The 11,753-nt window shown below is 68.2% G+C and carries 12 protein-coding genes; 9 read left to right on the forward strand and 3 right to left on the reverse strand.

All coding sequences use genetic code 11. The annotated features are described in order from the left end of the window. Window positions 1-3: 3 nt before the first annotated feature. Window positions 4-921 (reverse strand): branched-chain amino acid ABC transporter permease, encoded by a 918-nt coding sequence (locus ACTIFS_RS20585; protein WP_439575999.1) that lies wholly within the window; start codon window positions 919-921, stop codon window positions 4-6. Between the two features lie 302 nt (window positions 922-1,223). On the opposite strand from ACTIFS_RS20585, the gene ACTIFS_RS20590 reads away from it, so the two are divergent. Next, window positions 1,224-1,748, forward strand: a complete 525-nt coding sequence (locus ACTIFS_RS20590; RefSeq protein ID WP_439576000.1) for a flavin reductase — start codon at window positions 1,224-1,226, stop codon at window positions 1,746-1,748. 43 nt (window positions 1,749-1,791) lie between these two features. Here ACTIFS_RS20590 and pcaC read toward each other — a convergent pair whose 3' ends face one another. Together pcaC and pcaD are read right to left on the reverse strand one after the other, a co-directional pair. Continuing rightward, a complete protein-coding gene (gene pcaC, locus ACTIFS_RS20595; protein WP_439576001.1) occupies window positions 1,792-2,178 on the reverse strand; it encodes a 4-carboxymuconolactone decarboxylase in 387 nt (128 codons plus the stop codon). A 202-nt stretch (window positions 2,179-2,380) separates the two neighbouring features. Next, window positions 2,381-3,160: a 3-oxoadipate enol-lactonase gene (pcaD, locus tag ACTIFS_RS20600; RefSeq protein WP_439576002.1), complete on the reverse strand. Its 780-nt coding sequence runs from the start codon at window positions 3,158-3,160 to the stop codon at window positions 2,381-2,383. A gap of 256 nt (window positions 3,161-3,416) precedes the next feature. Here pcaD and ACTIFS_RS20605 point away from each other — a divergent pair, with 256 nt between their 5' ends. The 8 genes from ACTIFS_RS20605 (at window position 3,417) to ACTIFS_RS20640 (ending at window position 11,638) form a co-directional block, all read left to right on the forward strand. Then, window positions 3,417-3,911, forward strand: a complete 495-nt coding sequence (locus ACTIFS_RS20605; protein WP_439576003.1) for a (2Fe-2S)-binding protein — start codon at window positions 3,417-3,419, stop codon at window positions 3,909-3,911. Window positions 3,912-3,975: 64 nt separating this feature from the next. Next, window positions 3,976-6,345 (forward strand): xanthine dehydrogenase family protein molybdopterin-binding subunit, encoded by a 2,370-nt coding sequence (locus tag ACTIFS_RS20610; RefSeq protein ID WP_439576004.1) that lies wholly within the window; start codon window positions 3,976-3,978, stop codon window positions 6,343-6,345. Between the two features lie 18 nt (window positions 6,346-6,363). Further along, window positions 6,364-7,158: an FAD binding domain-containing protein gene (locus ACTIFS_RS20615; RefSeq protein ID WP_439576005.1), complete on the forward strand. Its 795-nt coding sequence runs from the start codon at window positions 6,364-6,366 to the stop codon at window positions 7,156-7,158. A gap of 113 nt (window positions 7,159-7,271) precedes the next feature. Beyond that, complete coding sequence (locus ACTIFS_RS20620) at window positions 7,272-7,916, forward strand: LysE family transporter (protein ID WP_439576006.1); 645 nt, start codon at window positions 7,272-7,274, stop codon at window positions 7,914-7,916. A gap of 114 nt (window positions 7,917-8,030) precedes the next feature. Continuing rightward, window positions 8,031-8,891 (forward strand): DUF3108 domain-containing protein, encoded by an 861-nt coding sequence (locus ACTIFS_RS20625; protein WP_439576007.1) that lies wholly within the window; start codon window positions 8,031-8,033, stop codon window positions 8,889-8,891. Window positions 8,892-9,024: 133 nt separating this feature from the next. After that, the gene (locus tag ACTIFS_RS20630; RefSeq protein WP_439576008.1) at window positions 9,025-9,954 is read left to right on the forward strand and encodes an AAA family ATPase; all 930 of its coding nucleotides are present in this window, start codon (window positions 9,025-9,027) and stop codon (window positions 9,952-9,954) included. Continuing rightward, on the forward strand, window positions 9,951-10,448 hold the full coding sequence (locus tag ACTIFS_RS20635; protein ID WP_439576009.1) for a hypothetical protein: 498 nt from the start codon (window positions 9,951-9,953) through the stop codon (window positions 10,446-10,448). The genes ACTIFS_RS20630 and ACTIFS_RS20635 overlap by 4 nt, the downstream gene beginning before the upstream one ends. Further along, the gene (locus ACTIFS_RS20640; protein ID WP_439576010.1) at window positions 10,448-11,638 is read left to right on the forward strand and encodes a vWA domain-containing protein; all 1,191 of its coding nucleotides are present in this window, start codon (window positions 10,448-10,450) and stop codon (window positions 11,636-11,638) included. The genes ACTIFS_RS20635 and ACTIFS_RS20640 overlap by 1 nt, the downstream gene beginning before the upstream one ends. The last annotated feature ends 115 nt before the right edge of the window (window positions 11,639-11,753 follow it).

An 11,753-nucleotide genomic window follows, 5' to 3' on the forward strand; every position in this document is an offset into this window, starting at 1 on the left:
TCCTCAGACCTTCTCGACTTCGGGGCGGCCGAGGATGCCCTGCGGCATGAAGATCAGCACGATGGCGAGGATGGAGAAGGCGGCGACATCCTTGTACTCGACCGAGAAATAGGCCGACCACATGGTCTCGATCAGGCCGATCAGCAGCCCGCCGAGCACAGCCCCCGGCAGCGAGCCGATGCCCCCCAGAACCGCCGCCGTGAAGGCCTTCACGCCCGGCACGAAGCCGTCGGCGAAGTTCACCACGCCGTAATAGACGAGGTAGAGCGTGCCGGCGACCGCGGCCAGCGCCGCGCCCATGACGAAGGTGATGGAGATGGTGCGGTCGACATCGACGCCGAGCAGGGACGCCATGCGCCGGTCCTGCTCGCAGGCGCGCTGCGCCCGGCCGAGCGGCGTCTTCGCCACCACCCACCAGAAGGCGGTGAGCAGGGCGGCCGTGACGACGATGATCAGGATCTGCTTGTAGGACAGCGTCACCGCATAGGTGCCGTTGTCGAACAGCACGATGACCGTGTTCAGGATCGGGTCGATGGCCTTGTTGCGCGGGCCCTGCGAGACCTGGACGAAGTTCGACAGGACGATGGACATGCCGATCGCCGAGATCAGCGGGGCGAGGCGGAACGAGCCGCGCAAGGGTCTGTAGGCTACCCGCTCGATGGTCCAGCTGACCAGCGAGGTGAAGATCATGGCGATGATCAGCACGATGAACAGGGCGACGATGACCGAGCCGACGCCGAGCCAGGTGGTCAGCACCATCAGGGCGATCAGGGCGATGAAGGTGGAGACCATGAACACGTCGCCATGGGAGAAGTTCACCATGCCGATGATGCCGAAGACCATCGTGTAGCCGATGGCGATGAGGCCGTAGATCGACCCGAGGGTCAGCCCGTTGATGAGCTGCTGGAAGAAGACTTCCATCCGCGCCTGCCGTCCTGTTCCCCTCGACGCGCCGGTCGGGCGCGCCAGCAGCACCCCGGCCGCCATCTGCGGGCGTTGTCCGGTTGCTGCGATCCTTCCGATGGGTAGCAAGCGGCTCGGGCGGCGACAATGGGAGCCGGGCGGGTTTTTCACAGTCCACACCGCGCCGTGGCGGCGCAGGCGGGAACGGCCTGGCGTTGCAGCCGCGATCGGGCGTTAACCGCCGCCGTTCATCATGGCTCTGGAAACGGGTGGCGGCCGGCGGCCGAACCCTTATATTTTCTGCCGGCAAGGGAAAGCGCATGGACGGCACGACAGACAGCCCGATGGTGGCAGGCAGCGGCGTCACGCCGCAGACCTATCGCGATGCGATGGCAAGGCTCGCCGGTCACGTCCATGTGGTGACGACGGCCGGCCCGGCCGGCATCAGCGGCTTCACCGCCATCGCGGTCGCGTCGGTGTCCGACGATCCGCCGACGCTGCTCGTCTGCCTCAACCGCAAATCCGCCAATGGCGGACTGATCGAGGCGAACGGCGTCTTCGCCATCAATGCCCTGCCGGCAGGCGCCGAGGCGCTTGCGGAAACCTTTGCCGGCCGGCGGGGACTTGCCGGTGCGGCCCGGTTCGGCGCCGGCTCGTGGATCGCCATGCAGACCGGCTCGCCGATCCTCGATACGGCGCTGGCCAGCTTCGACTGCCGGCTGGTCGAGGCCAAGGCGATGGCCACGCACACGATCCTCATCGGTCGGGTGGAAGCCGTGCGCTTCGGGGCCGAGGGTCCGGCGCTGGCCTATTTCGCCCGCGCCTATCGCACCATCCCGCTCTGAGGCAGGCGGCCCGGGCTGACGGGGCCGAGATCGTTTGGCCACCTCAGGTCTTGATGCCGAGTTCGGCAAACACCTCCTTCGCCTCCTTCACCGCCGTATTGGCAGCCGGAACGCCGGCATAGACGGCGATCTGCAGGATGACCTCCTTGATGTCGTCGGTGGTGACGCCGTTGGCGAAGGAGGCCCGGCAATGCAGGCGGAACTCCTCCCATCGGCCGAGGGAGGCGGTCATGGCCAGTACGAGGAAGCTGCGCGTCTTGCGGTCGAGGCCCGGCCGGGTCCAGATCTCGCCCCAGGCATAGCGGGTGATCAGGTCCTGGAACTCGGTGGTGAAGCCGTCGCGGGCGGCCAGCGAGCGGTCGACATGGGCATCGCCCAGCACGGCGCGGCGCACCGCCAGGCCTTTTTCGAAGCGATCTTTCTCGTCCATGGGGGTCTCCTTAAGCATTGCGGCCGGGCGCCGGTCGGTCCGGTGGACCCCACCCTTACCCTCCCCGCTGCGCGGAGAGGGAGACCATGACCGTGCGCGTCCCCGACATCGGTTGAGCCAGGCACCACGCGTCAGAACGACCGCGACGCGGTAGTCCCCCTCTCCGCGCAGCGGGGAGGGTGAGGGTGGGGAAAGAAACGTCTCAATCCTTCAGGAAATCCATCACCGCGGCGGTGAAGGCTTTTTCCTGCTCGATATTGGAGAGGTGCGCCGCGTCGAGCTCGACATGGCGCGCGCCGGGAATGGCGGCGGCGATCTCCCGGCCGCGCTCCGGCGGCGTCGAGCCGTCATGCGTGCCGGAGATCACCAGGACCGGCGCGGCGATGGAACGGATCGGCCAGCGCTGGTCCATGTCGCGGATGGCGGCGGAGGCGGCGGCATAGCCCTCGGCCGGGGTGGTGTCGAGCATGCCGACGACGCGCGCGACCGCCGCCTTGTCCGCCTCCTGGAAGCGTTTGGTGAACCAGCGGTCGACAATGGTGGGGATGAGCGGGCCGAGTCCCTGCCGCTTCACCAGGGCGATGCGCTGGTTCCACATGTCGGCGGTCGGCATGGAGGCGGCCGTGTTGCACAGCACGATGCGGTCGAAGCGGGCGGCATGGTGGGTGCCGGCCCACATGCCGCTCATGCCGCCCATGGACAGGCCGCACCAATGGGCCCTGGCGATGCCCAGATGGTCGAGCAGTTCGACCGCATCGCGGGTCAGCCGGGCGAAGCTGGTCGGGCCGACGCGGACCTCGCTCTCGCCATGGCCGCGCTTGTCATAGCGCACCACGCGGAAGCGGGACGTGAAGTCCGGCATCTGCCCGTCCCACATTTCCAGCCGCGTGCCGAGCGAATTGGACAGCAGGAGCACGGGGCGGTCGCCGCCCGTGTCCGCGAAACGGATCGACAGGCCGTCGGTCGTGGTAAAGCGTGGCATGCTCCGCAGGCTCCCTCGTCATGCGTTCGGGCGAACACTAGGTGGCCGGCCCGACAATGCAACCACCGCCGGTGCAGGGATCGGGACAGCCGTAGTCTCCCGCATCGGGGCGGTTCCGGCTTGACGCCCCGTTCAGAACGGGTCCAAACTGCAAACAGGCCGAAAACGCACCGTTTTCGGCCTTGAGTTTCGAGTGGCCAGACAAAAAACAGGCCGATAGCGCCCAATCTGGACCGTTTTTGATGGAGGAACGCCCATGCCAACGGTGACCTTGACGGTCAACGGACGATCGGTCTCGGCCGACGTCGATGCGCGGACGCTGCTGGTCCAGCTGCTGCGCGAGACCCTGCGCCTGACCGGCACCCATGTCGGGTGCGACACGTCCCAGTGCGGGGCCTGCGTCGTGCATATCGATGGCAAGGCCGTGAAATCCTGCACCGCGCTCGCCGTCCAGTGCGACGGGGCGTCGGTCGTGACCATCGAGGGGCTTGCCCAGGACGGCAAGCTGCACCCGATGCAGGAGGCCTTCCGCGAGCATCATGGCCTGCAATGCGGCTTCTGCACGCCCGGCATGATCATGTCGGCCATCGACATCGTGAACCGCAAGGGCGCGGTGGACGAGGCGACCATCCGGGCCGAGCTCGAAGGCAATATCTGCCGCTGCACGGGCTATCACAACATCGTCAGGGCCGTGGAAGCCGGCGCTCAGGCGATGACCGGCAAGGCGCCGGCACGGCAAGCCGCGGAATAAGCGGCGCCACGGCGCATTTCCACCCATCGCCCGAAAACCGCCTGCCGTCCTGAGGGAGGACCCCATGACCGTGACCGCCATCGGCTCAGCCGTGCGTCGCAAGGAAGATTTCCGCTTCATCACCGGCAAGGGCCAGTACACCGACGACATCAACCGCCCCGGCCAGACCTACGCCGTCTTCCACCGTTCCCCCCACGCCCATGCCAGGATCCGCAAGATCGACATCTCCAAGGCCTCGGGCATGCCGGGCGTGGTCGCCATCTATACCGGCGACGATGTCGCTGCCGACAAGGTGGGCGGGCTCATCTGCGGCTGGATGATCCATTCCAAGGACGGCTCGCCGATGAAGGCCGGCCCGCATCCGGTGCTCGCCCAGGGCAAGGTGCGCTATGTCGGCGACCATGTGGCGGTGGTGATCGCCGACACGCTGGCCGAGGCCAAGGATGCGGCCGAGGCGATCGTCGTCGACTACGAGGTGCTGCCGGCCAATGTCGATACGGCCGCGGCGCAAGCCAAGGGCGCGCCGCTGGTCCATGACGAGATCGCGGGCAACACGGTCTATGAGTGGCATATCGGCGAGAAGGGCGCGACGGAGGCCGCCTTCAAGGCGGCCAAGCACGTCACGAAGCTGGACATCGTCAACAACCGCCTCGTGCCCAACGCCATGGAGCCGCGCGCGGCGATCGGCGAATACGACGCCGGCACCGACGTGCTGACCCTGCACACCACCAGCCAGAACCCGCATGTGGCGCGGCTGATCATGTCGGCCTTCCTCGGTATCGCGCCCGAGCACAAGCTGCGTGTCATCGCCCCCGATGTCGGCGGCGGCTTCGGCTCGAAGATCTTCGTCTATGCCGAGGAGACGGTCTGCCTTTGGGCCTCGCGCAAGTGCGGGCGCCCGGTGAAATGGACCGCGGACCGGACGGAAGAGTTCCTCGCCATCGCCCATGGCCGCGACCATGTCACCCGCGCCGAGCTTGCCACCGATGCCGAAGGCAGGATCACCGGGCTCCGGGTCAAGACCATCGCCAATATGGGCGCCTACCTGTCGACCTTTGCGTCGTCGGTGCCGACCTATCTCTATGCCACGCTGCTGTCGGGCCAGTATGCCATCCCGAACATCTATGCCGAGGTGGACGCGGTCTATACCAACACGTCCCCGGTCGATGCCTATCGCGGCGCCGGGCGGCCGGAGGCGACCTTCGTGGTCGAGCGGCTGGTGGAGGTTGCCGCGCGCGAGATCGGCATGGATCCGGCGGCCTTCCGCAAGCGCAACTTCGTCACGAAGTTCCCGCACCAGACGCCGGTGATCATGACCTATGACGCCGGCGACTACAAAGCCTCGCTGGTCAAGGCGATGGACATGGCGGACGTGAAGGGCTTCGGCAAGCGCAAGCGCGAGGCGGCCCGGCGCGGCAAGCTGCGGGGCCTCGGCTACTCCACCTATATCGAGGCCTGCGGCATCGCGCCGAGCCAGGCGGTGGGTTCGCTGGGGGCCGGTGTCGGCCTGTGGGAATCGGCGGAAGTGCGAGTCAATCCAGTGGGTACGGTGGAAGTGCTCACCGGTTCGCACAGCCACGGGCAGGGCCACGAGACGACCTTCGCCCAGCTCGTGTCCTCGCGGCTCGGCATCTCCATCGACAATGTCTCCATCGTCCATGGCGACACCGACAAGGTGCAGTTCGGCATGGGCACCTATGGCTCGCGCTCGGGCGCCGTCGGCATGTCGGCGATCTCCAAGGCGCTCGACAAGATCGAGGCCAAGGCGAAGAAGGTCGCCGCCCATGTGCTGGAGGCCGCCGAGGCCGACATCGACTTCAAGGACGGCCAGTTCACCGTGAAGGGCACCGACAAGGCGGTCGATTTCGGCACGGTGGCGCTCAACGCCTATATCGCGCACAAGTTCAATCCGCAGGAGCTTGAACCGGGGCTGAAGGAAGGCTCGTTCTACGATCCGACCAACTTCACCTTCCCCGCCGGCTGCCATATCTGCGAGGTGGAGGTCGATCCGGAGACCGGGGTCTCGACCATCATCAACTGGACCGCGGTCGACGATTTCGGCAACGTCATCAATCCGATGATCGTCGAGGGCCAGGTCCATGGCGGCATTGCGCAGGGCGTCGGGCAGGCGCTGCTGGAGGGCACGGTCTACAACAAGGACGGTCAGCTCGTGACGGCCTCCTACATGGACTACACCATGCCGCGGGCCGACAACCTGCCCTCGTTCAATGTCGGCATGACCGTGACCGCGTGCCCGTCCAACCCGCTCGGCATCAAGGGCTGCGGCGAGGCCGGCGCCATTGCCGCACCCGCCGCCGTCATCAACGCGCTCACCGATGCCCTCGGCACCGAGCACGTCCCGATGCCGGCCACCCCGCAGGCCGTCTGGCAGATCGTCCAGAAGCAGGCCAGGACCGCCAAGGCGGCCGAGTAAGGTTCGAGGAGAGAAGCGATGTATCCCTTCAAGTACCACAAGGCCGCAACCGTCCGCGGCGCGGTCGCGCTGATGAAGAAGGCCGAGGAGCCCAAGCTGCTCGCCGGCGGCCAGACGCTGATCCCGACCATGAAGCAGCGCCTCGCCAGCCCGAAGAACCTGATCGACCTCGCCGGCTGCGGCCTTGCGGGCATCGAGCAGAAGGGCCGTACGCTGCTGATCGGCGCCATGACCACCCATGCGGAGGTCGCCGCCTCGGCGGTGGTCCAGCAGGCGCTTCCGGCGCTGGCGAGCCTCGCCAGCCATATCGGCGACCCCCATGTCCGCCATCGCGGCACGATCGGCGGCTCGGTCGCCAACAACGATCCGGCGGCCGACTATCCGGCGGCGCTTCTGGCCCTGGGCGCAACGGTCCACACCAACAAGCGCAAGATCGCGGCCGACGAGTTCTTCGCCGGCATGTTCTCCACGGCGCTCGAGGAGGACGAGATCATCACCCGGATCGCCCTGCCGATTCCCGGCAAGGCGGGCTATGTGAAATTTCCCAACCCGGCCTCGCGCTATGCGCTGGTCGGCGTCTTCGTCGCCAAGAAGGGCCGCTCGGTGCGGGTCGCCGTCACGGGTGCCGGGTCCGGCGGCGTGTTCCGCCATGCGGCCATGGAGGACGCGCTGTCGAAGCGCTTCAACGCCAAGGCGCTCGACGGGATCACCACGCCGGCCGCCGACATGAACGGCGACATCCACGCCTCGCCGGACTATCGCGCGCATCTGGTCGGCGTCATCGCCAAGCGCGCGGTGGCTGCAGCGGCCTGACCGCACGCATTGCGAGGACTTTCTGAGGCCGGGGCCAAGCGCTCCGGCCCTTGTCCGTGGGGCATGGGACGCGATCCCGTTGTGCCGGTCAGCGAGGCCGCTAGATTGACCCGATGCCCGCGCTTGACACCTCCGTCCTTTTGACCCTCACCCTGATGTGGCTCGCCATCGTGCCGACGCCCGGGGCGAACTCTCTGCTCGTCTCGCATCTGGCCGTGACCCGTCCGGGACGGGACGTGGCCTTCGCGCTCGCCGGCAACCTGGCCGGCGTTGCGGCGCTGGCGCTGCTCGCCCTGCTCGGGTGGGCGGCGCTGCTGCAGGCCCTGCCATGGATGCGCGCGGCGGTCGTGGTCTTCGGTGCGCTCTATCTCATCGTCTTCGGCCTGAGGCTGCTCCTGCGCAGCCTGAAGGGCGGCCCGCAGCAGGCGCCGCCTGCGGCCGCGTCGGGGGCGGCCGGGGCGGGCAGGATGGCGGCGCTGGGGCTCGCCACGGCCCTGTCGAACGCGCAGGCGATCATCTTCATCACCTCGATCTTCGCGGTCTCCGGCGTGCTGCAGGCCAATGTCGCGACCGGCCTTGTCGCCATCGCCATCATGATCACCTGCAATGCCACCTATCTCGGCTTTCTCGCCTGGCTGTTCCGCCGCCGGGCCGTGGCCGCCTTCTACCAGCGCTATCGCCGCGTGCTGGAGGGCACGATCGGCGCGCTCTTCGTGTTGTTCGGCGGGCGGATGGTGCTGCGCCTGATCCTGCGCTGACACAGGCCCCGTGTTGCCAGCGGTTCATCGGGGCGCTCGGAAGTTTCCCGCGATCCGCCGCAAAATCGCCCGCTGTCCTGCCGACAAGGATCGCAACAGACGCGGAGACCCCCGATGATCCTGCGCCCGCTTCCAGGCTTTCCGACCGCCCCTGCCGCCGTGATGCTGGCTGCCACCCTGCTGGCCGGGCCTGCGGCTGCCCAGCAGGGCGGGCCACAAGCGGGGCAGGTCTCGGCCGACTATGCCGTCACCTTCCTCGGGCTGACCATCGGCCGCGGCCAGATGGTCTCGACCACCAACGGCGCGACCTATTCGACGACGCTGAACGCCCGTGTCACCGGTGTCGCGGCGATGTTCTCCGGAGGTTCCGGCACGGCAACGGCAGAGGGACGCTTCCAGGGCAGCCAGCCCGTGCCGACCAGCTACCGGCTGGAGGTGCGCTCGGGCGGCAAGGTGGAGACGGTGCGCATCGGCATGGCCGGCGGCAATATCGCCTCCACCGTGCGCGACCCCGACAAGCCGCCGCATCCCCGCGCCACGCCGGTCCTGCCCGAGCATCTGCGCGGCGTGCTGGATCCGCTTTCGGCCGGCATCTTCATCGCCGGCGGCAATGGCCCGGTGACGGGGGCTGCGGCCTGCGAGCGGCGCACGCGCATCTATACCGGCCACCAGCGGTTCGACCTGATCTATTCCTTCGTGGCCACCCAGCAGGTGGAGATCGCCGGCTACAAGGGCGAGGCGGCCGTCTGCCGGGTGCGGTTCGAGCCGGTGGCCGGCTATCGCCCGGACCGCGGCGATATCCGGGCGGCGCGCCAGCGCTCCGCCGAGGTGGTGCTCGTGCCGGTCACCTGGGGCAGGGCGCTGATCCCGGCGCGGATCACGCTGTCGACCGGCTATGGCACCGGCGTTGCGCGTGCGACGCGCCTGGCGCTCGATCCCGGTCCGCCGACTGCGCGACGCGCCTCCGCGGATTGAGCCCGGAGGGCGAGCCTCGAAGGACGCATGACCCTGGTGCAGGCCAGCCTTCAGAGCCAGCCCGCTCCGACTTATCGGCCATGGCCAATGGCGGGGGCGCGGCTATGATGCGGGCACTCACCGGAGTGCCTTCGTGAAAGCCGTCCCGCCATCCCTATCGCTTCCCACCACCATCGACGAGACCCTGGCGCTGCTCAAGCGTGGCGACTATGTCGCCGACCGGTCGCTCGCCACCGTGCTGTTCCTTGCCCTGAAAATGGGCCGCCCGATCCTGCTCGAGGGCGAGGCGGGCGTCGGCAAGACCGAGATCGCCAAGGTTCTGGCGGCAACGCTCGGCCGCAATCTCATCCGCCTGCAATGCTACGAGGGGCTGGATGTCGCGGCCGCCGTCTATGAGTGGAACTATGCCGCGCAGATGATCGCCATCCGTCTCGCCGAGGCCGAGGGCGCGGTCGATCGCGAGAGGCTCTCCGCCGGCATCTTCTCCGAGCGCTATCTGGTCAAGCGGCCGCTGCTGCAGGCCCTTGAGCCCGACCCGCGCGGGCCCCCCGTGCTGCTGATCGACGAACTGGACCGCACCGACGAGGCCTTCGAGGCCTTCCTGCTGGAGGTTCTGTCCGACTTCCAGGTGACGGTGCCGGAACTCGGCACGATGCGCGCGCCGGCGCCGCCCATCGTCATCGTCACCTCCAACCGCACCCGCGAGATCCACGACGCGCTGAAGCGGCGCTGCCTCTACCACTGGGTCGACTATCCCGATGCCGCGCGCGAACTCGCGATCCTCAGGGCCAAGGCGCCGAAAGCACCCGAAAAGCTGACGAAGGACATCGTCGCCTTCGTCCAGCGCCTGCGCAAATCCGACCTGTTCAAGGTGCCGGGTGTGGCCGAGAGCATCGACTGGGCGACCGCCCTGACCGAACTCGACGCGGTCAGCCTCGACCCGCAGGCGGTAACCGACACGCTGGGCGTGCTGCTCAAATATCAGGACGACATCCAGAAGATGCAGGCGGGCGAGGCGAAGGCCATCCTCGACGAGGTGAAGGCGGGGCGCCAGCCGGCATGAACCGGGTCGCTTTCCTCGCCGATCCGGGCCGGCTGCCCTGGGCGAAGGCCGCCGCCATCGGTGCGGGCCTGCTGGCTGTGCCGCTGGTCTGGTGGAGCCTGCTGCGCCTTGCCGGCGTGTCGGCGCCGGCCCCCGCGCCAGCCGCTGCGCCGCTGGCGCTGATCGTCGTGTCGGCAGTGGTGATCGCGCCGCTGATCGAGACGGCGGTGCTGGCGCTGGTCCACTGGCTCGCGGTGGTCCGGCTGAAGGTCGCGGTGCCGCTGTTCGTGGCGGCAGCGGTGGTTCTGGCAGTTCTGGCGCATCTGCCCGTCACGCTCGTGCGCACGCCGGTGACGGCGGTGCTGTTCCTCGTCTTCTCGCTTCAATATGCCGGCTGGTTCGCGGCATCGGGCTGGCGCGTGGCGCTTCCCGGCGTGGCCCTTGCCCATGCTGTCTACAATGCCGGTTCGCTGGCGCTGGCGCCGCTCTGGATGCTCCTGCTGAGGCCCGTCTGATGGCCCATGCGCTTGCCGAGAACATCGCCCATTTCGCCCGCGCGCTGCGGGTTGCGGGCCTTCCGGTCGGCCCCGGCACGGTGCTCGACGCCATCGCGGCCGTCGAGACGGCCGGCATCGGCTCGCGCGAGGACTTCTACTGGACGCTGCACGCGGTGTTCGTGACGAAGCACGAGCAGTCCATCCTGTTCCGTACGGCCTTCGAGATCTATTTCATGCGCCGGCACCTGATGGAAAAGCTGCTGTCCATCCTGATGCCGGTGGCCCATGCCCCGCAGGCGAAGCCCGATCCGGTCTCGCTGCGCCTGCAGGAAGCCTTCTTCCGCGAGGCCGAGAGCGTGCCTGTGGAGCGGCCGGAGATCGAGGTGGACGCGCGATTCACGGTCTCCGACATCGAGGTCCTGCAGAAGAAGGACTTTGCCCAGATGACCGCCGCCGAGATCGCCGAGGCCAAGCGGCGGGTGGCGGCCCTGGTGCTGCCCGACGATGCCGTGCCGACGCGCCGGCTGGCGCCCAACCCGCAGGGCCACCGCATCGATCTCAGGCGCACGCTGCGCCGGTCCATTGCCGGGGGCGGGGCGATCATCGATCTGGCAAGGCGCGGCCCGAAGGAGAAACATCCGCCGCTGGTGGTGCTCTGCGACATTTCCGGCTCGATGGGCCAGTACACCCGCGTGATCCTGCATTTCGTCCATGCCCTGATGGAGAAGCGCCGGCATGTCCATGCCTTCGTGTTCGGCACGCGGCTGACCAACATCACCCGCATGCTCAAGGCGAAAGATCCGGACGAGGCGCTGGCCGCCTGCACGGCGGCGGTCGAGGACTGGTCCGGCGGCACGCGCATCGCCCCCTCGCTGCATGCCTTCAACAAGCTCTGGTCGCGACGGGTGCTGGCCGGCGGGGCGGTCGTGCTGCTTGTCACCGACGGGCTCGAGCGGGATGGCGCCAGCGACCTCGCGCGGGAGGCGGACCGCCTGCACCGCTCCTCGCGGCGGCTGGTCTGGCTCAATCCGCTGCTGCGCTGGGACGGGTTCGAGGCGAAGGCGCAGGGCATCCGCGCGCTGCTGCCGCATGTCGACGAGTTCCGGACCATCCACAATATCGCGGCGGTGGCGGATCTGGTGCAGGCACTCGATGCGCGCCGGATCGACCGCAGCCATGACCCAAGGCTGTGGCTGAGGGTGGCGTGAGGTGGCTTCCCTGACGCCCTGCATCACGATCTTGCGTCCTTCGAGGCTCGCTGTCGCTCGCACCTCAGGATGAGGAGGGTGGTGGATGGCACCCCGGAGTCATGAAGCGAAACGG

Source organism: Phreatobacter sp. (assembly GCF_051860605.1).
In the GTDB taxonomy this organism is placed as follows: Bacteria; Pseudomonadota; Alphaproteobacteria; order Rhizobiales; family Phreatobacteraceae; genus Phreatobacter.